23 protein-coding genes are annotated in these 21,379 nt (G+C 71.2%); 11 read left to right on the forward strand and 12 right to left on the reverse strand.

Annotated features, from left to right (window positions below; all coding sequences use genetic code 11):
* Positions 1 to 12: 12 nt before the first annotated feature.
* Positions 13 to 288, reverse strand: a complete 276-nt coding sequence (locus ACZ518_RS28515; protein ID WP_469115869.1) for a hypothetical protein — start codon at positions 286 to 288, stop codon at positions 13 to 15.
* 216 nt (positions 289 to 504) lie between these two features.
* On the opposite strand from ACZ518_RS28515, the gene ACZ518_RS28520 reads away from it, so the two are divergent.
* A complete protein-coding gene (locus ACZ518_RS28520; RefSeq protein WP_469115870.1) occupies positions 505 to 1,257 on the forward strand; it encodes a hypothetical protein in 753 nt (250 codons plus the stop codon).
* Between the two features lie 144 nt (positions 1,258 to 1,401).
* On the opposite strand, the gene ACZ518_RS28525 is transcribed toward ACZ518_RS28520, so the two are convergent.
* Complete coding sequence (locus ACZ518_RS28525) at positions 1,402 to 1,989, reverse strand: S1 RNA-binding domain-containing protein (protein WP_469115871.1); 588 nt, start codon at positions 1,987 to 1,989, stop codon at positions 1,402 to 1,404.
* 507 nt (positions 1,990 to 2,496) lie between these two features.
* Between ACZ518_RS28525 and ACZ518_RS28530 the strand changes: the two genes are divergently transcribed.
* Positions 2,497 to 3,093 (forward strand): hypothetical protein, encoded by a 597-nt coding sequence (locus ACZ518_RS28530; RefSeq protein ID WP_469115872.1) that lies wholly within the window; start codon positions 2,497 to 2,499, stop codon positions 3,091 to 3,093.
* Positions 3,094 to 3,826: 733 nt separating this feature from the next.
* Here the strand turns inward: ACZ518_RS28530 and ACZ518_RS28535 are convergent.
* The 5 genes from ACZ518_RS28535 to ACZ518_RS28555 all read right to left on the reverse strand — a co-directional run bounded on the left by ACZ518_RS28535 (position 3,827) and on the right by ACZ518_RS28555 (position 8,627).
* Positions 3,827 to 5,098, reverse strand: a complete 1,272-nt coding sequence (locus tag ACZ518_RS28535) for a ParB/RepB/Spo0J family partition protein (protein ID WP_469115873.1) — start codon at positions 5,096 to 5,098, stop codon at positions 3,827 to 3,829.
* Positions 5,095 to 6,255, reverse strand: a complete 1,161-nt coding sequence (locus tag ACZ518_RS28540) for a ParA family protein (protein WP_469115874.1) — start codon at positions 6,253 to 6,255, stop codon at positions 5,095 to 5,097. Before ACZ518_RS28540 ends, ACZ518_RS28535 begins: the two co-directional genes overlap by 4 nt.
* Positions 6,256 to 6,411: 156 nt before the next feature.
* Positions 6,412 to 6,978: a GDSL-type esterase/lipase family protein gene (locus ACZ518_RS28545; RefSeq protein ID WP_469115875.1), complete on the reverse strand. Its 567-nt coding sequence runs from the start codon at positions 6,976 to 6,978 to the stop codon at positions 6,412 to 6,414.
* Between the two features lie 246 nt (positions 6,979 to 7,224).
* Positions 7,225 to 7,452, reverse strand: a complete 228-nt coding sequence (locus ACZ518_RS28550) for a hypothetical protein (protein ID WP_469115876.1) — start codon at positions 7,450 to 7,452, stop codon at positions 7,225 to 7,227.
* A 134-nt stretch (positions 7,453 to 7,586) separates the two neighbouring features.
* Complete coding sequence (locus ACZ518_RS28555) at positions 7,587 to 8,627, reverse strand: hypothetical protein (RefSeq protein WP_469115877.1); 1,041 nt, start codon at positions 8,625 to 8,627, stop codon at positions 7,587 to 7,589.
* Between the two features lie 1,040 nt (positions 8,628 to 9,667).
* Here ACZ518_RS28555 and ACZ518_RS28560 point away from each other — a divergent pair.
* The 5 genes from ACZ518_RS28560 (at position 9,668) to ACZ518_RS28580 (ending at position 15,075) form a co-directional block, all read left to right on the forward strand.
* Positions 9,668 to 10,378: a hypothetical protein gene (locus ACZ518_RS28560; protein WP_469115878.1), complete on the forward strand. Its 711-nt coding sequence runs from the start codon at positions 9,668 to 9,670 to the stop codon at positions 10,376 to 10,378.
* 63 nt (positions 10,379 to 10,441) lie between these two features.
* Entirely contained in the window at positions 10,442 to 10,861 is a 420-nt protein-coding gene (locus ACZ518_RS28565; protein WP_469115879.1) for a hypothetical protein, read from the forward strand.
* Positions 10,862 to 11,805: 944 nt separating this feature from the next.
* Positions 11,806 to 12,855, forward strand: coding sequence for a bifunctional DNA primase/polymerase (locus ACZ518_RS28570; RefSeq protein ID WP_469116006.1), 1,050 nt, complete (start codon positions 11,806 to 11,808; stop codon positions 12,853 to 12,855).
* Positions 12,852 to 14,459 (forward strand): DNA primase family protein, encoded by a 1,608-nt coding sequence (locus tag ACZ518_RS28575; protein ID WP_469115880.1) that lies wholly within the window; start codon positions 12,852 to 12,854, stop codon positions 14,457 to 14,459. The genes ACZ518_RS28570 and ACZ518_RS28575 overlap by 4 nt, the downstream gene beginning before the upstream one ends.
* A 229-nt stretch (positions 14,460 to 14,688) precedes the next feature.
* Positions 14,689 to 15,075 (forward strand): DUF6009 family protein, encoded by a 387-nt coding sequence (locus tag ACZ518_RS28580; RefSeq protein WP_042804613.1) that lies wholly within the window; start codon positions 14,689 to 14,691, stop codon positions 15,073 to 15,075.
* Between the two features lie 127 nt (positions 15,076 to 15,202).
* Here the strand turns inward: ACZ518_RS28580 and ACZ518_RS28585 are convergent, their stop codons facing one another.
* From ACZ518_RS28585 to ACZ518_RS28600, 4 genes are all read right to left on the reverse strand, one after another.
* Positions 15,203 to 15,862: a nucleotidyl transferase AbiEii/AbiGii toxin family protein gene (locus tag ACZ518_RS28585; RefSeq protein WP_469115881.1), complete on the reverse strand. Its 660-nt coding sequence runs from the start codon at positions 15,860 to 15,862 to the stop codon at positions 15,203 to 15,205.
* Entirely contained in the window at positions 15,859 to 16,233 is a 375-nt protein-coding gene (locus ACZ518_RS28590; protein WP_469115882.1) for a hypothetical protein, read from the reverse strand. The genes ACZ518_RS28585 and ACZ518_RS28590 overlap by 4 nt, the downstream gene beginning before the upstream one ends.
* A gap of 202 nt (positions 16,234 to 16,435) precedes the next feature.
* Positions 16,436 to 17,140 (reverse strand): restriction endonuclease, encoded by a 705-nt coding sequence (locus tag ACZ518_RS28595; protein ID WP_469115883.1) that lies wholly within the window; start codon positions 17,138 to 17,140, stop codon positions 16,436 to 16,438.
* Entirely contained in the window at positions 17,137 to 17,448 is a 312-nt protein-coding gene (locus tag ACZ518_RS28600) for a hypothetical protein (RefSeq protein WP_469115884.1), read from the reverse strand. Before ACZ518_RS28600 ends, ACZ518_RS28595 begins: the two co-directional genes overlap by 4 nt.
* 322 nt (positions 17,449 to 17,770) lie before the next feature.
* Between ACZ518_RS28600 and ACZ518_RS28605 the strand changes: the two genes are divergently transcribed.
* The 3 genes from ACZ518_RS28605 to ACZ518_RS28615 all read left to right on the forward strand — a co-directional run bounded on the left by ACZ518_RS28605 (position 17,771) and on the right by ACZ518_RS28615 (position 19,654).
* Entirely contained in the window at positions 17,771 to 18,304 is a 534-nt protein-coding gene (locus ACZ518_RS28605; protein WP_469115885.1) for a DUF7822 domain-containing protein, read from the forward strand.
* A 107-nt stretch (positions 18,305 to 18,411) separates the two neighbouring features.
* Positions 18,412 to 19,098, forward strand: coding sequence for an HAD family hydrolase (locus tag ACZ518_RS28610; RefSeq protein WP_469115886.1), 687 nt, complete (start codon positions 18,412 to 18,414; stop codon positions 19,096 to 19,098).
* Positions 19,099 to 19,222: 124 nt separating this feature from the next.
* The gene (locus ACZ518_RS28615; protein WP_469115887.1) at positions 19,223 to 19,654 is read left to right on the forward strand and encodes an NUDIX hydrolase; all 432 of its coding nucleotides are present in this window, start codon (positions 19,223 to 19,225) and stop codon (positions 19,652 to 19,654) included.
* Between the two features lie 218 nt (positions 19,655 to 19,872).
* Here the strand turns inward: ACZ518_RS28615 and ACZ518_RS28620 are convergent, their stop codons facing one another.
* The gene (locus ACZ518_RS28620) at positions 19,873 to 20,700 is read right to left on the reverse strand and encodes an oxidoreductase (RefSeq protein WP_469115888.1); all 828 of its coding nucleotides are present in this window, start codon (positions 20,698 to 20,700) and stop codon (positions 19,873 to 19,875) included.
* A gap of 94 nt (positions 20,701 to 20,794) precedes the next feature.
* On the opposite strand from ACZ518_RS28620, the gene ACZ518_RS28625 reads away from it, so the two are divergent.
* On the forward strand, positions 20,795 to 21,235 hold the full coding sequence (locus ACZ518_RS28625; RefSeq protein ID WP_469115889.1) for a MerR family transcriptional regulator: 441 nt from the start codon (positions 20,795 to 20,797) through the stop codon (positions 21,233 to 21,235).
* Positions 21,236 to 21,379 lie beyond the last annotated feature (144 nt).

Genomic DNA, 21,379 nt, shown 5'->3' on the forward strand with positions numbered 1-21,379 from the left:
ACTGGCTACCGGCTACTCAAGGGCCAGGTAGCCAGGTGAGGGATGTGCCAGCTCGGGGTGTTCCACCGTGTACCGGCCGCCGTGGATCGCCAGCATCGCCCAGTGCCAGGACTCGTCGTGGAAGACCAGCCCGCGGTACGGGTCCTCGGCCGGCTCGTACTCGTACCACTCCAAGGCCGCCGCCTCGGCCTGCTCGGGCGTCAGCCCTCCGTGGTGCTGCATCACCCATGCGTAGCCGCGCCGTTCGGCCCGCAGGCAGTCCAGATACTCGGCTTCGTTCCATGTCATGGCTCAACGGTGCCATCCTCTCCGGCCGAGCGGCCACGCGCCGGTGCGGTGGGAGGCACCCCGTGATCACCACGAAAGAGCCGCCCCGGAACGGGAAGTGCGGTCCAGCATGCCGGTCCATCAGTGCCGGATCGTGCGAAGCCTGCCCGGCTCCCCCGCGGGGCACGGTACGTCCCGCACCGCGTTCACCCGGGAGGCCGCCCATAGGATCGGCGGATGAGCCGACGGTCCCCCTCCCCCTCCGTGTGCGTCGACGTACCCGACGGGCACGGCGTCATCGAAGTGACCGGCGACCAGGGTGGCAGCCTGCTCCTGCTCGCGGGCGATCCGGTGTTCCTGGAAGCCAACGACGGCTGCGGCAGCGTGGGGTGGCTGGCGGCCCGGGCGGGCGTGGACGGGCCTGGGCTCGCCGAGGTCAAGTACCTCACGGAGTGGCTGAGCGCCCCCGGCCTCGTCCCCGATCCGCGTACCGGGCGGGCCGAGCCGCCGGATCCGGAGTGCCTGCGGCCGCTGCTGACGCTGCTCGCCCCCGGGCGGTACGTGATGAGGGCTGAGGTCGCTCCGCACCACCTGCGGGTGGTCCACCCCCGCGCCCTCCAGCTCCAGCACTGGTACGCCGACGAGGACCTCGCGCTGGTGACCACCGACGCGTGGCCGCCGCGGGACCACCGGGCGGTGCGCGGTTACCGCGACCGTATCCGCGCCGGGGGCGACCTGCCGGCGCTGGTCGCGCTGTTCCCGACCACCGACAGCTGGGTGGGCTACCTCCTCGACGGGCACCACAAGCTTGCCGCGTACCAGCAGGCGGGTGTCGCTCCGCTGGTCATCAGGCTGACCCCCCAAGTGCCGTGCCCCGTACGCCGTGAGGACCTCGACCGCGCCCGGGCGGCGTTCTCCGACGGGGCGACTCCCCATCAGGGCGAGGCGCTGGGCAGGGTTTTCGCCTACATGCGGACGGAAGCCGTCTGACGCCACCGGCACCCGACTGCCGCCCCGACTTTTGTCCGCGGACAAAAGTCCGCGCCCCACGGCGTACCTCGGCACCCCGGACAAGAGCCCGTCGACTTTTGTCCGCGGACAAAAGTGGGGGGTACTCCCCCGCCCTGTCCCCGATCAGTGGTGTGGCCGGCCGAGGCGGTTCTGGTGCCCCAGCGCCCGGCGTCGGGAGAGGACGAGCCGGCGGTGTTGCCGGTCCACTTCTGTGACGGCGACCCTGACCTCCTCCCCTACCTGGACGACCTCCTCCGGCGTCTCGACCGGCGTCCAGGCGAGCTCCAGCAGGTGCACCAGTCCCTCGATGCCTTCGGCGACCTCCACGACGGCGCCGAAGGGGACCAGTTTGGTGACCCGTCCCGACAGCGTCTGCCCGACCCCGGTGTCGTCGGCGAAGGTCTGGAACGGGTCGGGCTGCGTGGCCCGCAGGGACAGCCGGGCTTCTCCGTTCCAGGTGTCGAACTGGAGGAACTCGCACGTGACGCGCTGCCCCACCTGGACGATCTCCGTGGCCGCGTCGAAGCGTCGCCAGGCCAGTTCGGCGAACGAGATGAACCCGACGCCGGGGTAGACCGGGTGGGCGGGGCCGTCGTCCAGGGCCACGAACACACCGAACGGTTCTATGGAGGCGACGCTGCCCGAGAGTCGTTCGCCAAGTACGAGGGAGCTGAGGAACTCCCAGAGCCCCGGTGTCTCTGCGATGTCCATGGCCCGCCACCCTATGGCCCGTGTGGAGAACCTTCACCGGCGGGGCACTCGCCAGGGCTCGAGCCGGACCGATCCGACTTTTGTCCGCGGACAAAAGTCGGGGGTACGGGGTTCGGTACGAAGAGGCTCAGCCGGTACGTGGTCGGCTGGATCAGGCGCCCGCAGAAGGTGTCCACGCGTACGGCGGTCCAGTCGATCTCCGGGTCCGATGCTCGGAGTCGCCGGACGTGTGCGCGGAACTCCGACTCGTCCTGGGTCTCGAAGAGCACGTCCCATCGGCCCTCGTGGGGCGCGAAGCAGGCGGCGTTCCGCTCCGCCTCCTTCTGCTGCTGTCGCTTCCTCTTCCGCTGTCCTGGCATCGCCCCAGCATCGTCGGCTCCATGCCGACTGAGCAAGATCGCGCGTAGAAGTCGTGGCCGGCAACCACCCGACTTTTGTCCGCGGACAAAAGTCGCCCGCTGACGGTCTGCCGCAGCCGGTGTCGGAGGCCCCGGATACGGTTGCCGGGTGAACGAATCGAATGCACCAGCCGGCGTACCCGCCCACCCCGGCGCGTTGCTGCCTCTCCTGGGTACCGACGAGGAGGTCGTCGCCTTCTTTGCCGGGGTTGCGGACCTCGACGCGACGGACCCGGCCGACCACCTGCTGGAGGACGGGGTCCGGCTCGCCTCCGGGGCTCGGCTGGAGCAGTTCGCGCGGGCGGGCTCAGGGGACGCGTTCTGCTTCGTCGGCGAGGGCGGCGAGGAACGCCCAGTGGTGTACATCAGCCTCGATGGTGAGGCCGGACCTCTCGCTCTCGGACTGCCGGAGTTGGTGCGGCTGTGTCTGGTGGCACCGTGGTGGCGGGATGCTCCCGGACGGACGGTCTCCGAACTCCAGGCAGTCGCCGACGAGTACCGGGAAGACATGCCCGACCTCGACCGGCGACGCGACCGTGCGGCCCGGGCGCTCGGTCTCGATCCGACCGGACTGCCGTCCGAGGCGGTGGCCCTGGCCCGGCTCGTAGAACTCTCCCGGGGACCGGTCGCTGCGACCTGCCTCGTCGTCGGGTACGAGGGCGATCCGCTCGATCCCCTGTTCGGCGCCGCCCCCGGCCGACCCTGACTGCCCGCCATCCGGGCCTGGACCGGCGTCGGGTCGGCCAGTCGTCCGCGGCCCGACCGCAGCCAGCTGGCCAGTGGCGAGCGGTCAAAGTTCATTGAGACGGGTCACCCCGGCAGAAGCCGCCCGCCAGCGCCCGGCCCCTTGAACTCGGCTACGAGGAGGAGGTGGCACTCCGGGCCGGCCGCGAGGAGTGGTTCTGCTCTGGCAGCCGGACGACTCACCGGCGCACCGGTCTCAGGCGGCGCCGGACCTGGCCGAGCTGCCGGCCCGGCAGAACCGGGGCGACGAGGCGATCGAGTTGCTGCGCACCCTCGCGGACTCCCCCGGCGGCGCGGACGACTGGGTCGTCGACAGACTGTGCACCCTGTACGCCGACCAGGGCCGCCCCGCCGACGGCCTGGCCCACCTCGACACCCTGACGGCACGCCGGGTGCCGGGGAGGAGGACGGGGCGTCGTTCAGGGTGCGGCTGCAACTGCGGCTCATGGCCGCCTGCGGGGACGGCTCGACGAAGCGATCGGGCTGGCGCGTGCACGAACCGAGGACGAAGGGCGGTACGCGGCGGCCTGGACCATCTCCGACCTGCTGGGCATCGGCTTCGCCTTCGATCCGGATCTGGGCACGACCTCGTGATGGTCGTGTCCAGATCCGGGCACGGACTCTTCGACGCAGCCAGGGAACGACGACGGCCCGACTTTTGTCCGCGGACAAAAGTCGGGCCGTCGTCGTGAGGGTCAGCGGTTGCCCGTCGTCCTGCCGTTGCTGTCGATCAGGAGCATGGTCAGCTCCGCTCGCTGCCTGGGCGGCATGTTCTGGCGGATCGCCTCGAAGACCGCCTGGGGGTCGCCCCATGCGAACGGGGCGGGCTCAGTCCCCGCCTCCGTCCCCGTCCCCGTCTCCGTCTCCGTGCTCTTCGCCTGGAGCGGGATCGCCATCTCCGGCTCGGGCTCCGGCTCGGGCGTACCGTGCGCCTCCCGCGGCGGGGGAGTGGCGCTCACCGCGAGCGGAGCCGGAGCTTCCACCACGGCTGCCGGCTCCGGATCCGGCTCCGGATCCGGGCCCAGCTCCGGGTCCCGACTTTTGTCCGCGGACAAAAGTCGGGGCTGGGGTTCGGTGTGCTCCGGGGCGGTGACGACCGCGGGGCTCGGCTCGGCGGGCACCGCCGGGACGGGGGGCTGCACCGGCCCCGGCACCGGCACCGGGGCGGACTCACGGGCCTCGCGCAGTAGCTCCCGCTGGGCCGCCTTCGCCTGGGCCTCCTGCGACTTGTTCTCCTGGAGCAGGTCCAGCAGCGCGGCCGCGTCCACGCCCGGCCGGTCCTTCGCCGCCCGCGCCAGGAGGCGTCCGTCCCGCTCGGGCATGTCGCCGGAGCTCAGCATGGCCTGGATCTCCTCGGGGAGTTCCAGCAGCACCAGCTGGTTGGTGATCCACGACGGCGACTTCCCCAGCCGCTCCGCCGCCCGCGACTTCGCCCCGTGCTCCCGGCCCTGCTCCGCGCAGGTGTCGACGAGCTGCTGCACACCTCGGGCGCGCTCGATGACGTCGAAGTCCTCGCGTTCGAGGTTCTCCGCGAGGAGGTGGTCGATGAAGTCGGCGCGGGAGACCGCCAGGTCGTCGCGTACGACGAAGTCCAGCGATTCCAGCCCCACGTGCACGGCACTGCGGAAACGGCGCTCGCCGTTGATGAGGACGTACGCGGCCGCCCCGATCCGGGACGCGTGGTCCGGCCACAGGCCGAGGTAGGCCTCACGGCCGACGACGACACAGGCCGAGAGCTGCGCCTGCCGCAGCTCCTCACCGAAGCGGGTCTTGTCCTCGTCCGTGCCGAAGTTGCGGCGCGGGTTGAGGGGGGTGGGGGAGACCTGGTCGAGGGGGACGCGGATCAGCTCGTACGTCGGTACGTCGCCCTGCGCGATGGCCTTGGCCCGCCCGCGCTCGCTCCGGCCGCCGGCGCGGCGGGCGTTGCTGAAGGCCGCGCCGGTGCCCAGGAGGTCGCTCTTGCTCATACCGCGATCCTCCGGGCGATCTCACGCATGGCCTCGGACTGCTCGCACTCGGGCGCGTAGTGCAGCAGGGGCAGCTTGACGCGGACGGCCTCGCGCTGCTCCTTCAGGTCCGAGATGACGGTGATGACCGGCGGGTCCCCGAACTCCTTCCAGCTGTTGAGGGAGGAGGTGACGACGTAGCCCTTGCGGCTGTCGTAGAGGTTGACGACGAAACCGAGCTGGGCGATGTCGATGTCGAGGTCGTCGATGAGGTCTTCGAGCTGCTCGCTGAGCATGTCGTACGCGTCGGCGGAGGTGTCCTCGGCCTGGACGGGGACGACGATGCCGGAGGTCTTCGGGGCCTCGCCCTCGCGGGTGCGGGCGTAGTAGAGGGCGGTGTCCATGGTGTAGCCGAGGCTGGGAGGGCAGTCGACGACGATGTAGTCGAACTCCTTCTCCAGCTCTTCGAGGGCCTTCTCCAGCGCCGTCTCCTTGGTGCGCACGTGGCGGGTGGTGGCCAGCCTCGCGTCCAGGAGGAAGGCGTCCTTGCAGGACGGCAGGAGGAAGAGGCGGCCGGCGAAGACGCCGTGCTCGATGGGTACGAGGAGGTCGCGGACGCGGCCCTCGATCTCCCCCAGCATGTGCTTGGCGAGGCTGGGCTCCTTGATGCCGAGCATCTCGGCACCGAGGTGGCGGGTGAGGTGTCCCTGGGGGTCGAAGTCGATGACGCAGACCCGCGCGCCCGTCTCGGCGAGGGCCTGGGAGAGGCCGTTGCTGATGGCGCTCTTGCCGACGCCACCCTTCTGGTTGCAGACCACGACCCGGCGGGCGCCCTCGTTGGCCGGCCGGCGGCGGCCCATGGGGGAGGGGTGGGTGTCGAGCCAGAGGCGGATCGACTGTGCGACGCCCTGGTTGTACGGGATCTCCCGCGTGCGGCAGTCGTCCTTGAACTCCCCGTACAGGCCGGTGGGGAGGTAGGTGGAGAAGGAGGAGGAGCCGGAGGTGTCCACGGGTGTGGCGGCCGAAGCGTCGGCGCGCCAGGCGTGGATGCCCTCGGTGACGGCGTCCTGGATGTCCACGCCCAACTGGGCTGCGCGGACCTTGAGTTCCTGCCTCAGGGACGCCGGCAGCTTGGCAACTACCTTTTCCCTGACTTCCGGATCGTATGGGGCGGTCATGCGGGTACCTTACTAACCTTCTGGCGGGAAGGCGAAGAGGCGCACCGAAATATGTTGCCCTGCTATGGGGCGGATTGCAGCCAAAGATCACCGGTTACCTTGGCCTGGGAGCCCGTTGCCGACGGGCCCGGGATGGGGGAGGAAGGGGTCCAGCCGTCATGCGACCAGGCGCAGCCAGGCCGCCGCGAGTACGGCGTGGCCGGCCGGCGCCGGGTGTACGCCGTCGGCGGCCCAGTACTCCGGCCCGGTCGTCGTACCGAGCTCGGCGAACATGCCGTCGGCGGCGACCAGATGCGCGCCGTACGTGCGGGCGAGGCTGCGCACGGCCTGGATCTTCGGGTCCAGGCCGGTGCGCCACTGCTTCCGCTCCTCCTCTCCGATGCGCACGGCACCGGCCTCGACGATGCCGCGGACCGGCAGGGGGATCAGCTCGATAAGGATCAGCTCGGTGCCCGCCTCGGCGAGGGGGGCGAGCAGGCGGTCGTAACCCGCTTCGAACTCCTCCACGGGAATGGCGTACCCCTCGGGGTCAATCGTGTGCCAGCCCATGTCGTTGACGCCGACGAGGATCCACACCAGGTCGGGACGCGCGTCGAGTACGTCAGTCCGCCAACGGGCCTCGAGGTCCATCACCTTGTGGCCGCCGATCCCGGTGTGCCGCCAGGTGACGGACCACCGACACCGGAGTGACAGCCCGTGGCATGTCGCTGCGCCACGGTTCACCCTGCTCGGCCTCGACTGCTCCGTCGAGGTGATGCCCAAGGCCCCTGAGGGCCGTCACCCTTCACCAAAAAGGCCTGTACGCCCCGCTGAGGGCCCGCGAGCGCCGGGAAGGTCGCGTGACACCGGGGGAGTCGGGTTCGGCCCTCAGAGGGGCCGTTCTGTCGGTCGTTTTTTGTCCGTTGCGCCGGAAAACGGGCCGTGTCGCGGCATTGGTGGTCGTGCTCATCCGATCGAGGCGCCCGCCCGTCAGACGACCTCCGGGCGCTCCGGCGCCTTCCGCGTCTTCATCCCGCCGAGGACGAGCGCCAGCCCCACGACGACGACGCCGAGGTAGGCGGTGGACGGAAGGTCGACGAGCTTGTGCATCCAGCCCCACTCCGTCCCGAAGAAGGTCTGCGAGGCGAAGCTGACGAGCCCCTGGGCTCCTATGACGTAGCCGATGCTTTCGAGCGTGTATCCGATGGTTGTTCGCACGGATCAACCCTCTCGCGGCGATGCCGCACGAGCGTCCTCCGCAGGGTCGAAAACGCGGTAGGCCAAAGGATGCAGTCGCCCGCGGAGCGCGCCGGCGAGAGCGCTGGTCGAACGGCGGCCCCGAGGAAGGCCGATCAGTCGCGGTCCTCCCAGTCCGGCGCGAAGAAGCGGGCCCCGCTCACGACGGTGTCCCCGGCCCTGGTGGCCCGTACGTACATGTTGAGCTCCTCCGGACCCGGACCGCCGTCGCAGAAGACCATCCAGCCCAGACCGCGTTCGTCGATGTGGCCGACCACCTCCGCGTCGACCTCCGAGACCGGCCGGCCGATCAGCCGGATGCCGTCCCAGTCGACCTGGGGCCCGGTGCGGCCGTCCACCGTCACGGCCGCCAGGGTGGGATGGCCTTCCGGGGCCCAGTAGTGAGCGGTCACCCCGGCCGCGTCGAACTGCTCCTCCCTCAAGAACCACTGCCCGGCTCCGCGTCCCGCCCACAGGTTCCATCCCCGGCGGATGGCCGGCTCTTCGCCGCCCAGTGCAGCGGACACCTCGTTCACCGTCATCCCGAACCGGAGTGGACCGACCCCTTCCAGCGGCGTCCAGGCCCACCGGGACCGCTCCTGCGGAGCCACCGGCGACGTCCCGGGGTTCGGCTTCGCCTCGCGGACGTCGTACCAGTCGATCACGGGCGCGGTCGCGTACGGGTCCTCGGCCAGCTCGGGGCCGACCAGCAGGGCATCCGTGATCACCCTGTCCTTCCGCACCCACTGCTCGGACGGCGACCCCCAGTCCTGCGCGGCCCCCATGGACAACCCCCAGGCCGCCACCTCTGGATCTCCGCTCCAGTTCGACCTCACCGGGACCCCCGCACGCCGGGCGATACCTCGGATGTCCGCGTGGACCTCGGAGGGAACCCGGGCGATCAGCTCGACGTCCCCCAGCCGCACCAGCGGCCCGCACCACGGATCGACCGCCACCGCGACCAGGCACGGCCCAGGCCCGTACTCGTACCCGTGCCCGTAGATCGCGGTCACGCCCACGTCGCGGTACCGCTGCCAGGACAGCCTGCCGCCGCACGTCTGCGACGGCGATACGTCCGCCCCGTCCAGCGCCGCCCGAACCTGGCCGGGGTCCATGCCGAAGCGCAACGGTCCGACCCCCACCAGGGGTTCGAGCACCCACCCGGCCCGTTCTTCCCGCGGCTTCCTGGTCCACCAACTCACCGGCGCATCTCCCGATCACTCCGAACAGCCCCGACCCCCGCCCTCCGGTGATCTGCCCGGCCACCCTACGCGGCACCATCATCCGGGTTCTTGCCCGTCGTCGGCCGCAGGCCGTCGATCCCAGGGGCCAGCCCCTGGACCCCGCCAGCGCCTGGCCGCGCTGGACCGGCCGCAGCATGGGGGGCTGCTCGCCCCCCAGACCCCCTCGCCAGGCGCTCCGGCGCCCTGGACCCGCTCCCCCCTCGCGCCCTGCCCCGGCTCCCTGACGGTCGCCGGTGCACCCCTCGGGCGCTGGGCGCCCTCACTGGGCACGAGGGCCGGGGCCGACCGGGGCTGATGCCGGACGTGGCCGGGGCGGGGGAGGCCTAGGCCGGTATGCCGACTGAGGGCACGAGGTGGTGAGGGTGCGTCGGCCGGGGCATCAGGGGCGGGGGAGCAGGGGAGCGGGAGAGTCAGGGAAGGGGCTCAGTGCGCAGTACCCGGGGACCAGGGACCTGCCGCCCGGGGCGGCAGAGGCTGCCGGTGGGCGCGGGACGCCGTTCGGCGGGCTGCTCTTTTAGTAAGAGGCGGCGGCGTTTGCAGGGCTCTGACCTGGGGTTTTGGTCGAGGCTATGTGTCCCCCAGGACACGTTCGGGGTCGCCGAGTGTGTACCTGGCGAGCACGTTCAGCGGAAAAATCAAGCACCGGTTGATTTTTGACGGGCACTCACCGGCCTGGCGGAGCCGCAGGTCAGGGCGTTGGGCCAAGGAGCCCGGACCGCCCGCAGACATCCGTGGCACCTGCACGTACGTGCCGTCATCTCGGCAACCTAAATCAAGCAGACGTGTACTTCCGGCGCCCGAAGGCCCGGAAACTCCAGCTGCCGTGTACTTTCGGCGCCGCGTTCGAACGGGGCGGGGTCCACGGGTCCCCTCCGGCGCGTCGCCGCGTCAAAAGACAAGCACACGTTGATTTTCTGGATACTCTCGGACCGCCTGAGTAACGAGGAGGTCACGTGACATCTGATCCGCCCGCCCGTCGCCGGCGCGGGCCCCGGGCAGTACCCGCACCCACCTCCGCGGGGAACGAAGCCGAGTACGGAGACATCCTGGCCGTCCTGGGCCAGCAGCTCGGGGAGAAGGTCGCCGAGGCCGCCGCGACCGCCGACCCCGGAGGCCGCCGCCGGCTCAAGGGCGTGCACTTCGAGTACGCGGCCGATCCGAAGGCCGTCCACGACATGGCAGGGGGCTCCGGATACAGCCTGGCCAGCAACTGGTTCACCCAGCTGCTCGCACAGCTGGCCGTCGCGAACAGCATCACCAAGTCCCAGCTCTGCGTCTTCCTCTTCGTGGCCGGCGGGCAGGTGCCGGGGACCGGCGTCACCCCGTACACGCAGCAGGAGATCACCAACGGGCTGAACAAGGTCGCCGCTCAGAAGGGCGGCAAGATGATCACGCGTTCCACGGTCAACCGCGCCGTGCAGGCGCTGTGCGGCTACAACTGGGTGGAGAAGGCGGGCAGGGGCCGGATCCAGCTCAACGTACGCCTGTGGTTCCACGGCAACAGCACCGCACAGCACGACGTACTCGCCGAGATCGCCCACCGGCACGAGCACGACGTCGAGGCCTTCCCCTACGCTGTGGGCCCGCAAGGTGCCCATCAGGAGGAACTCGACCTCGACTTCGGGGCAGCAGCCGACTACCGCGGAAGGAAACGTACCGGGTGATAGTGCTGCCAGGCCCGTCCTCCACCGGGGACCACCGCCACCGCTCACGAGGAAGGCTCTCCCATGGCTAACGTCATGTCTCCGATCGTCGCGGAGCGCATCTGGGCCCTGCCGCTGTCAGGCTCCGCCGTCAAGTTCCTCCAGTACCTGGTCTCCCGCAGCGACTTCGGGGGAGCCCTGGCGGTCCGGCAGAAGGACATGGCGGCCGAGTACGGGGTCACGCCGCAGGCCGTCAGCGGGCTCATGGCGCCGCTGTGCGAGCTGAACATCGTCCTCAGGCCCCGCAGCGAGGAGCGCAACGGCAACTCCTACCGGCTCCACCCGCTGGCGGCGAAGTACGAGAGCCCCGAGAGCATGGAGGCGGCGTTCCGCGCGGCCCTCGTCCGCATCCAGACCGGCGACCTGCCGAACCTGAAGCTGCCGGCGTACCACCAGGCACCGCCCACCCCGACGACGGGCCGCCCGAAGCTTCAGGTGGCCTGAGCCGCCATCTGAGCCGCCATCCGAGCCCCCCTGGGCCGTCTCCGGCCGGGGCAAGACGAGGGGCCCTCCACACCGTGGAGGGCCCCTCGCGCCTGAGTAACTCGTGCCCCCACTATATCCGCCGCGCCCCGGCTGGGGAGCTGGCCGGCCTGAGTCCCTTCGGTCCCTCGTCCCTTGCCGAGGGACCGAAGCCCCGGTCGCCTCGAACCGGCCCCTGGGGGAGGGTCCTTGGAACCTCACCGGGCCCTGCTTTCAGTCCCTGAGTCCCTTGGTCCCTCAGTCCCTCCACGTTTCCGCAGGTCAGAGCCTATCCACCGACAAGGACAGGGACTGAAGGGACTCAAAGTTCACTCTTCCAGCCTTTACGTGCGTGTGTGTATGCGCGGGCGTAAGCAGTACTGGTTCATATTCTCGTTATAACTAGAAAATTGAGTCCCTCTGGTCCCTGTTCAGTCCCTCCAGCACCTGAGGGAAACCGGTTGACCTGCAGGTTTGTCAGTGACCGAAGCGACAGGGACCGAACAGGGTCTGACGACCGTTCCGCCCCTGTTCCGGGGGAGCGGGGATGAGGGGGGAGGGGGCCTCAGGACTGCCGTGGGGCTTCGGTCCCTGGCTCCAGATTCGGCCATAACCGGCAATCCCCACGAATCCGCCGCGCAGGCCTGCGGTCGGTCCTCCGGCCGGCCACCCCGTCCGGAGGGACTCAAGGGACTGAAAAATCAAAACAGTCGCAGCTGCCTGCGGCGCTTCGGCGTGTCGCTGCGCTAGGCTCCGGCATTGTGAAAGTTTGGTCCCTTCAGTCCCTGCCGGGGGAGGGGCCAACGCCCCGACCAGCCCACACAGTCGAACCAAGCCCAGCCGCACCGCCGAGGAAGACACACGTGCCAGCCCACAGCGCAACGCCGCCACCAGCGGCAGCCGTCGGCACGGGGCACGGCCTTGATGTGGCGCTGTGGCTGGCGGCCAGGGGCATGCCCGTCCACCCCCTCGCCCCAGGGACCAAAACACCCGCGGGGAACTGCTCCGGCTGCCGGGAGCAGCAGCACGCCCCCTCGGACTGCCCCTGCACGGCGCGCGGACGCTGGTGCCACGGCTTCCACGCCGCCACCACCGACGCGGCCGTCATCAGGGACTGGTGGCGCCAGGAGCCGCGGTTCGGCGTCGCCGTCTCCTGCGGCCCGGCCGGCCTCGTCGTCATCGACGTCGACACCCACCCGGCCGAGCTGCCGGACCGCCGGCGCCTGCTGCCCGGCATCCCGATCGACGACCGCGTCGACCTGACCGGCCTCAGCTCCGGCTACGACACCCTCGCCCTCCTGGCCGCCGTCCGCCGTCGGCCCGACCCCGCCCAGGACAGCGGCACCCTGCGCGTACGCACCCCCAGCGGCGGGCTGCACATCTGGTACCGCGCCCCTCTGGGCAGCCCGGCCATCCGCTCCTCCACCGGCACCAGCACCCGTACGGCCCTCGCCTGGCAGGTCGACGTCCGGGCCACCGGCGGCTACATCGTCGCGCCCGGTACGCGTACGGCCCACGGCACCTACGAAGCCCTGCCCGGCTCCCGTACCCCCGCGCCCCTGCCGCTGTGGCTCCACGCCGAACTCGCCCGCACCGGCCACCACCCCGCCCTACCGGAGCCGGAGCGGGTCCGGGCCGCTGGGTCCCGGACCACACCCGCGCCGCACGCGCGGCCCGCGACACCGGCGACCGGGGCCGACGACGCCCACCGGATCCTCGGCCCCCTCCTCGCCGAAGTCCGGGACTGCGCCCGCGCACCCTCGGGCACCGCCTTCAGCGAGAAGCTCAACCGGGCGGCCTTCACCGCCGGCGGCCTCGCGGCGGCGGGCCACATCACGCTGCCCGAATGCGCCGGCCTCCTCGCCGAAGCCGCGGACGCGGCCCGCCCGGACCGGCCGCGCCGCAACCAACTCGTCATCGACTCCGCGCTCCGCGCCGGCAGCCACCGCCCCATCCACCCCAAGGGACGTTCATGAGCAGCGCAGGAAGCACCGGCTTCGACGCGCACGCCGCCGCGGAGCAGCTCGCGGTCTTCGCGGCCGAGACGGCCGGGCAGACGGCTGGGCAGACCGTTGGGCAACCGGCCGGGACCACCGACAGTGCCGCGACCGCCGCCCAGCTGCCCGCCCAGCAGGTCTCCACGCCCGCGGCCGTGCCGGCCCGCCCCGACGACTTCGTACAGGCCGGCCTGCTCGTCAACCTCACCGACCGCGGCAACGCCAAGCTCTTCGCCCACCTCCACAACCACCGCTTCCGCCACGTCGAGGGCCTCGGCTGGTACGTGTGGGACGAGTACCGCTGGAAGCGCACCGGCGGCGAGAAGGCGGCGATCTGGGCCGCCGGCGACATGGCCGAGGAGATGCCGCTCCACGACCCGCGCGGGCACTTCACGGACCGCGAGCTGGCCCAGCACCGCAAGCGCGCCATGTCGACCTCCGGGGTCAAGGCCATGCTGTCCCAGGCCAAGGCCTCCCCTGAGCTGGCCCTGGACCCCGACACCCTCGACGGCGACAAGTACGCCCTGTGCACCCCCGCCGGCGTCGTCGACCTGCGCACCGGCGACCTGCGCAAGCCCGATCCGCTCAGGGACCTGCACTCGCGCGCGACCTACCTCGCGCCCGAGGCCAGCCCCACGCCCCGCTTCGCCCGCTTCCTGACGGAGACCTTCGGAGACGACGACAAGGGCAAGGAGATGATCACCTTCGTCCATCTCCTGCTCGGCTACTCCATCACCGGCGACGTCGGCGGCCAGGTCCTGCCGTTCCTCTACGGCATCGGCGCCAACGGCAAGTCCGCCCTCATGGACATCGTCATCAAGATCCTCGGCGACTACGCGGACGTCGCTCCGCCCGGCTTCCTGATGGAACGCGGCAAGTTCAACGAGCACTCCACCGAGCTCACCGAACTCCACGGCCGTCGCCTGTTCGTGTGCAGCGAGCTCAAGCCCCACGACAAGTTCGACGAGGCCCGCGTCAAGCTCCTCACCGGCGGCGACCGCCTCAAGGCCCGCCGCATGCGCCAGGACTACTTCAGCTTCGAACCCACCCACAAGCTCTGGCTGCTCGGCAACCACCGCCCCGAGGTCGGCACCGGCGGCCACGCCTTCTGGCGCCGCATCCGCCTCATCCCGTTCGACAAGGTGGTCCCCGACCACCGCAAGATCGACAACCTCGCGGAGGAACTCGTCAACCACGAGGGTCCCGGCATCCTCCACTGGATGATCCAGGGCGCCATGGCCTACCTGAAGACCAAGCCGTCCCTCACCGGCCCCACCGTCGTACGCACCGCCACCCAGGCCTACGCCACCACCGAGGACCACATCGGCCGCTTCCTCGCCGAATGCTGCACCACCGGGGACAGCGCCGACGAGCCGCGCGACTTCAAGGTCGAACAGGGCGCCCTGTACCGCGCGTACAGCACCTGGTGCCAGGAGGGCGAAGGCCTGCGCCCCGCCACCACCCGCGCCTTCGCCACCCGCATCCGCGCCGAGGTCGGCATCTCCTCGCCCGGCGAGATGCTCCGCTCCAACGGACAGAAGTTCTACCCCGGCCTCGCCCTGCTCGCCGACGAGGCCGGATGAACCGGTACGGGGCGGACGCGAGCGCCCGGCGAACGGGGCAGCCCAAGGGTGAACCGCCCGGGCCTACTGTCCGCCACCGCATCCAGCCACCTACCATGGACACGCAACGAATGAGCCGGCCACAGGGCGCCGCCCCGCACACCGCGATAGCCAGTGCCCGGCGCCCGGTAGCGTGGTCAGTCCGGACCGCGCAACAGGTACGTCGTCAGACCGAGAAGGGACCAAGGCCATGAGCTCGCTACTTCAAGCAAGCGATCTCACCCACGAGGACAAGGTGGTGTGGCTGGAAGACCCCGCGCAGCTCGACTACGTACGCCAGGCCCTCGACAAGACCCCGCGCAGGCGCGGCAAGCCCCGCTACTACCGCGACGGCCGCATGGTCGGCTTCGCCGAGCTCTGCGACAGCGCGGAGGCCGACCCCGACAGCGGGCTCCAGAAGCGCCGGGTGTTCTACCTGCTGCCGCACGACCGCGACGCGGAACCGGACGGCCTGTACCGGGCCGGAGCCCCCGGCGAGGCGGTGGACCCCCGCACGGTCGAACCGCGGCACGTCGGCATGAAGACGGAGCGCTCCCAGCGCGGAGCCGCGGGCGCCGCCACGCGCACCGTCGCCTGACGCGGTTCCGCCCGACCGTACGCACGTAAATCGAAAACTCGGTCCCTTCAGTCCCTGGGCCGCCCCGGCCGGTGCTCTGACCTGCACGAACCGGTAGGGACTGAAGGGTCTCGGCGGGGGTTCCCGTTCAGACCTCGTCGCCCTGGAGGCGGCGGTCGAGATCGGTGGCCCAGTCCAGCGCCCACGCGCGGAGGGCGGCCGTCTCGGGTGCGGTGAGGCCGTAGGCGGTGAACTCGTCGTCGTCGGTCCATTCCGCGCCGACGAGCCGGTCGCGGAGGTCGGCGAGGCGGAACTCGTCGCGGCCGTGGCGTTCGCCGAGCCGTTCGAGTTCGCCGCGGGTGCGGTGCCGGGAGGCCGCGTGGACGTCGATGAGATCGCGTGCGGTGCCGCGGTCGGCCAAGGCCCGGACCTTCGTGCCGATGACCGAGTCGAGGGCGAGGACGGGCCCGTACTCGGTCCGGGCCGGCGGGGTCCAGAAGTGCTCCTTGAGGACGTCGACCTCGCAGCGCTCGCCGGTGGCGGGATCGGTGACCACAAGGCGGGCCGAGAGCGGGTCCACCCCGATGGTCTCCACGCGCCAGCCGCGTGCGGCCAGGCCGCGCTCCAGGCCGGCGGCGATGTCGGCCATGGGGGCGGGGTTCTCGGTGGCGACGTCGAGGTCCTGGCTGACGCGTTCGACCAGGCCGTGGGCCTGGACGGCGTACCCGCCGGCGAGGACGAGGGGGTACGGGGAGCCGATGTCGATCACGGCGTCCAGGAGCCGGCGGTGCAGACCGCTGAGCTTCACGCCGCCGCGGACCCGGCCGCCGGCGCCGGCGCCAGCTCGGGGAAGGTTTCCTCCCAGACCTGCCGGACGTGCCGGCTGACCAGCGTGCGCAGGACCGGCCACTGGGCGGCGAGCAGGTCCCGGTTGAGGAGCTTGACCAGGTCCTCGTGCTGCCCCTCGGCCAGGACGGTGCGGTACAGGCCCATCCGCAGGCGCGGCCGGTCCAGGTCGTAGGTGCGCAGCCCGGACCAGGCGACGTGCAGTGGCAGCTCGACCACGCCGTGCTCGGGCCCGCAGAGCTCATCGAGGGCGGCGGGCAGCCTGCCCGCGTACCGGGCGCGCAGCACCTCGGCCGCCGACGGGCCGGGGGTGGGGGAGTACGGCGTGACCATGCCCCGATTATCCCGCGTCCCGCCCGCCCCCGGTACCGCAGACGCGTCATCCCGCTCACTGGTGGGGCCCCGACCTCCAGCGGGCACGTGACGCGACCGCTGCAACCGGCTGCTCGCCACCCCACGGCTCACGGACATGACCGCCGCCCGTACCGCCGCCCAGTACGGCCGCCCCGCACCGACCGGGACCGTCCGCAGCCGCCTACGAGAGGGGCGTGGGCTTCCGGGGCGGCGGTACGGCACGCAGGAGTTCCCACAAGGGGCGGGACCCGCCGGCCCACTGGGCGAGCAGGTGGCGGTCGACGAGGTGGAGCTTCTGGGACTTGGCGAAGTCGTGGGCGGGGCCGGAGAACCGGCCGTTGGTGAGCATCACCAGGACGTCCCCGCCGTGGACCTGCCGGCCGGTGCCGTTGAGGACCTGGAGGTCAGGGGTGCCGACCGCGGATCCGGACCAGCCGGCCTTGCGGTGCTTGCACTGGATCACCCAGCGGCGTCCATAGGGATCGGTGGCCTTCACGTCCGCGCCGTTGTCGCCCCGCCCTCCGACCTTCTCCGCGTCGGAGCAACCGTCGCGGTGCATGAGGTCCCGCACGGCGAACTCGAAGTCGTCGTAGTGGAGGCCGTCGAGGTGCTCGACGGCGTAGCGCAGCCCTTGGGCCCGGACCCGGTTCCATCGGGCGGCTTCCTGCCGCCGCCGCAGCCACAGCCAGCCGGCGCCGAGCGCGGCCACCGAGATCAGGACCAGCACCCAGGGATGGGCGGCCAGCCATGACAGGAGCGCCGCGATCAGGCTGAAGGCCACCGCGGCCGCCAGACCGACCGTCCACAGCACCTCCGAGCCGGTGCCCTGGCGACGCCGTGCGCTGCCACCGCGCCTGCGGCGCCTCGCGGGCGGGCGCCGGGTCACCGGCCGCTCACCGGGCTGGGGAAGACGATCGGATACGAGACCGTGGGCTCCGGCCGGGGTGCCGGCTGGTTCTCCCAGGCGGGCCACTTGATCGGATAGATCGAGGTCGAGGTCGAGGTCGAGGTCGCGGCCGGCTGGGGCTGGGGTAACCCCTGCCCCGCGCCCGTTGTGGGGCTGTTGCCGAAGACGATGACCCCGGCCACGATCAGGCCCAGTACGGCGGTCTCCCGCCGGGCCCCCGGAGGGAGCCGGAGATGGCCGCTGACCTTGGTGCCGTCCGACTTCACGTACGTGTTGATCCAGGGCACAGCCACATCCCCCTCGGCGGTCGCGTCGCGCTCCCCGCGCAACTGACCCATGAAAGCAGACGGCACTGACGACGCGTCACCATCCGGTCACCCACTTGTGATCATCGTCTGATCGGGCTGCCGCGAGGCGTCTCCCCCGTGCGGGGTACGGGTTGTTCGTCCTGGGGGCTGGCGCTTGCCCGGCCGCCTGGAAGAGGCTGCGCGGGGACGCGGCCCAGGACGTCGTGTCCGGGTGATGCGTGCGGGCCGGCCGCCTTGCCCGGACCGCGCCGGGAGTCCGACGGCGCCGGCGTTGTCGGTCCCCGGTGTTAGCGTCGCCACCATGGCAAACCGTTCATATCTCTACTCCGCAGACTCGATGCCGAGCGAGGCAGAGATCCCCGAGCAGATCCGATGCATATCCGAGCACAACGGGGACATCCCGCTCGCGCACAAGCTCATGGCGGGGCGCGGAACGACGATCGTCCCGTCCATGATCTGGAACCCGCCGATCGGCATCGCCGCGGACTACGCCGGCGGGGCGGCCCTGCTCCTCGACCTCCTGCGCGCGGTCGGCAAGGGCCTGGAGGACGACGCCGAGTTCGCCGGATGTGTTGCCAGGACCACGGCCCACCTGGAGAAGCAGCAGGCGAAGTACTTCGTCCTGGAGACCGGGGAGATCGTCTCCATGTCGGGCGACGATCCGGCGGCGAGCGTGCGGCGTCTGGTGTCCGCGGACATCCCCGACGCCGTCGCCAAGGCCGAGGCGGCGATCGCCGGCCAGGACGACGACTGGCTGGCCTCGGTCCGAGCCGACTGGCAACGGCACTTCGCGTCCTTCTACAGCGAGGCGCTCTACTTCTCCTTCCCCGGCTGACGGGGCCTGCGGCGCGGTGCCGGACGTCGCCAGGTCCAGCTCCGCGCCGCCGTGTGGCCGGGCGGCAGCAACAGGGGCCGTTCGGGGCCTGATGGCATGATCGGCACGTGATCAGTGAACCCCGCCCGTCCGGCGGCATGAGGTACGTCCTGTTTGATGTCGATGGCACGTTGATCGATGCCCTGGACAATCAGCGCCTGGTCTGGCGAACGTGGGCGGAGCGATACGGGCTGGACCCTGATGAGGTCTATCGAGTGGCGCTGCGGACCCGGCCGATGGAGACCTTCGCGCAGATCGCTCCGGACCGGGATCCTCAGAAGTGCCTTGCCGCATTGCACGAGTTGGAGGACGAGGACGTCCGCACCGGGGTCTACGCGGCTTTCGACGGTGCCCCGGAACTGCTCAGCGCTTTGCAGCCCGGGACCTGGGCGCTGGTCACGTCCAACTATGAGCACCGAGTGCGCGGCCGTTTCGCACGGACGGACTTGCCGGTCCCGGAGGTCGTGGTGGACGCGGCCGCCGTGGAGGAAGGCAAGCCGTCGCCGGTGCCGTATCTGCAGGCCGCCGCACGGCTCGGGGCCCGGCCGCAGGACTGCCTGGTCATCGAGGACGCCCCCTCCGGGGTGCAGGCCGGGCTGCGTGCCGGGATGACGGTGTGGGGCGTCAACACCCCGGCGGCGGTGGACGGCGTGCACCGCCATTTCGGCACCTTGCGCGAAGCGGTCGGCGACATCCTCGCCTTCGCTTCGGGGTCCCTCCCCCACCGGCTGGAGGGGGCGGCCGCAGTGGAATGATCCCGCTGTGGCTGGTGTGATCACGGCGTCGGAGCAGCCACCACCGCCGCCGTGTTGGCGAGGAACTCCCCGACTGGAAGCAGGAACCATGGCTGTGGACGCTCACGTACGGACTCGCGTTTCGGTGTACGCCATCGCGGTGGAGAACGATCGGCTGCTCTTGGCCCGCCTGTCGGACGAGTCACCGGTCTTCACCCCAGGACTGTGGCACCTGCCGGGCGGCGGAATCGATCCGGGCGAGCAGCCCGTGGAGACCCTGGCCCGTGAGCTCCGGGAGGAGACGGGACTCGGACTCGCTGCCGCGCGACTGCTCGACGCACGGACATACGCGGTCCAGCGGCGAGGCGTGAGCTGGAACCTCACCGCGCTGTTCTACGCCGTCGAACTCAAGGCGGGGGTGGCGGTGGCCGAGGCCGACGGTTCGACTGACGCGGTGAGCTGGATCCCCCTGGCGGACCTGCGGGACTCCATGATGTCGCCTGCGGCGGCCGACGCCCTGCGCATGCTCGGGTTTCAGGCGGGATCGGGTGAAGGCCCGGTCGTCGCCCTTGGCTGAGGGCTCCTGCGAGCAGTGTCTCGTCGTCGCGGACCCGGTCCGCGGACCCGGTCCTCCGGTGTGGGACCGGTTGTCGGTGCCTGCCCAGCGGCGCCCCGCTTCGCAGCCCCGCTTCGCGGGCACGCGCGTACGGAGCCGTGACGGTGGCGATCGCGGCCACCGGCGGCGGCCCGGCGCTGCCGCGCGCCGAACGGCCGGCACGCGGAGGCACGGCCTCCTCAGATGGCGGTGGAGAGGGCCGTGTGGCGCCACTGGTCGAGTTCACGTCGTACCAGGTCCAGCTTCGCCTCGACGCGTTCGACCGCGTCCGCGCCCAGCTGGAGGCGCAGCGGCGGCTCGGCGGCCTCGGTGACGTCGACGATGGCCTTGGCTCCCTTCGCCGGGTCGCCCGGCTGGAGGCCGTCGTTCGCGGCCAGCGCCTCGCGCACCGGTCCGGCGCCGACGGCGTAGTCGGGGATGGCCGCCGGCTCGACGCGGATGCTGGAGCCGCTGAGGAAGTCGGTGCGGAAGCCGCCCGGCTCGATGATCGTGACGTGGATGCCGAGCGGTGCGAGCTCGCCGTGCAGTGCCTCGGAGATGCCTTCGAGGGCGAACTTCGACGCGCCGTACAGGCCGACCGCCGGTGCGGTGGCGAAGCCGCCCACGGAGCCGATGTTCACGACGTGTCCCGACCGCTGGGCGCGCAAGGTCGGCAGGGTCGCCCGCAGCGTGTTGAGCACGCCGAACACGTTGACGTCGAAGAGGTCCCGGGCGGCCTCGTCGGAGGTCTCCTCGATCGCGCCCACGAGACCGTACCCGGCGTTGTTGACGACGACGTCGATCCGGCCGAACCGCGCCAGACCGGCCTCCACCGCGGCCGCCAGCTGCTCCGGCCGGGTCACGTCCGCGTTCACCGCCAGCAACCCGTCCGGCTTCTCCGGGAACGCCTTGAGCAGCGCCGAAGCGTCCCTCGCCGTGGCGATGACGCTGTGCCCCCGGCCCAGTGCCTCACGAGTGATCTCCGCGCCGAGCCCGCGCGATGCCCCGGTGACGAACCAAACGCCCATGTTCTCCCACAATCCGATCGTCCGACTGGCTGATGGTCCGAGGCTAGGAGCTAGAGTCGGGTCTAGATCAACAGCTATGTGACGGGGGTCACTCGTGGACTTGAGCATCGGTGAAGTGGCGCGGCGCAGCGGGCTGAGCGTGCACGCGCTGCGGTTCTACGAGCGGGAGGGCCTGTTCGCCAACCCGGTGCGCCGCCTGTCCAACGGCCGTCGCGTCTACCACGAGGAGGACGTGCAGTGGCTGGCGGTCTGCACCAGGCTCCGCTCCTCCGGCATGCCGCTGCAGATGATCCGGCAGTACGTCGAACTGGCCCGTCAGGGCCCCGGCAACGAACACGAGCGGCTGGAACTGCTGCGCCGGCACGAGAGCTACGTGGAGGCGCAGATCCAGGAGTTGCGGGAGACCCTGGACGTGATGCGGTACAAGGTGCGGATCTACGAGGAGCACATCGCCCGCGGCGAGGCCGACCGGCTCTGGAACCCGTCCCGCCCGGAGCCCGCCGGGGCAGGCGCCGGTGAGGAGGGCCCTCGGTGAACGTTGAGCGGCCGCAAAACATTGGCCATTGCACGTATGGTGTCTACATTTAACTCGGCAGGCCGAACGTCATTCCCGGGACGCGCCCGTGGAGTTACCGTCCGAGACTTCTCGGCGCCCCGACGCGCTGGTCGCTGACGGCAG

Source organism: Streptomyces sp. NPDC033966, from assembly GCF_055575955.1.

Coding starts and splice junctions, on each gene's coding strand:
- ACZ518_RS28515 (WP_469115869.1), bottom strand. CDS start 288: ATGACATGGAACGAAGCCGAGTATCTGGACTGCCTGCGGGCCGAACGG.
- ACZ518_RS28520 (WP_469115870.1), top strand. CDS start 505: ATGAGCCGACGGTCCCCCTCCCCCTCCGTGTGCGTCGACGTACCCGAC.
- ACZ518_RS28525 (WP_469115871.1), bottom strand. CDS start 1,989: ATGGACATCGCAGAGACACCGGGGCTCTGGGAGTTCCTCAGCTCCCTC.
- ACZ518_RS28535 (WP_469115873.1), bottom strand. CDS start 5,098: ATGAGCAAGAGCGACCTCCTGGGCACCGGCGCGGCCTTCAGCAACGCC.
- ACZ518_RS28540 (WP_469115874.1), bottom strand. CDS start 6,255: ATGACCGCCCCATACGATCCGGAAGTCAGGGAAAAGGTAGTTGCCAAG.
- ACZ518_RS28565 (WP_469115879.1), top strand. CDS start 10,442: ATGGCTAACGTCATGTCTCCGATCGTCGCGGAGCGCATCTGGGCCCTG.
- ACZ518_RS28575 (WP_469115880.1), top strand. CDS start 12,852: ATGAGCAGCGCAGGAAGCACCGGCTTCGACGCGCACGCCGCCGCGGAG.
- ACZ518_RS28580 (WP_042804613.1), top strand. CDS start 14,689: ATGAGCTCGCTACTTCAAGCAAGCGATCTCACCCACGAGGACAAGGTG.
- ACZ518_RS28590 (WP_469115882.1), bottom strand. CDS start 16,233: ATGGTCACGCCGTACTCCCCCACCCCCGGCCCGTCGGCGGCCGAGGTG.
- ACZ518_RS28605 (WP_469115885.1), top strand. CDS start 17,771: ATGGCAAACCGTTCATATCTCTACTCCGCAGACTCGATGCCGAGCGAG.
- ACZ518_RS28620 (WP_469115888.1), bottom strand. CDS start 20,700: ATGGGCGTTTGGTTCGTCACCGGGGCATCGCGCGGGCTCGGCGCGGAG.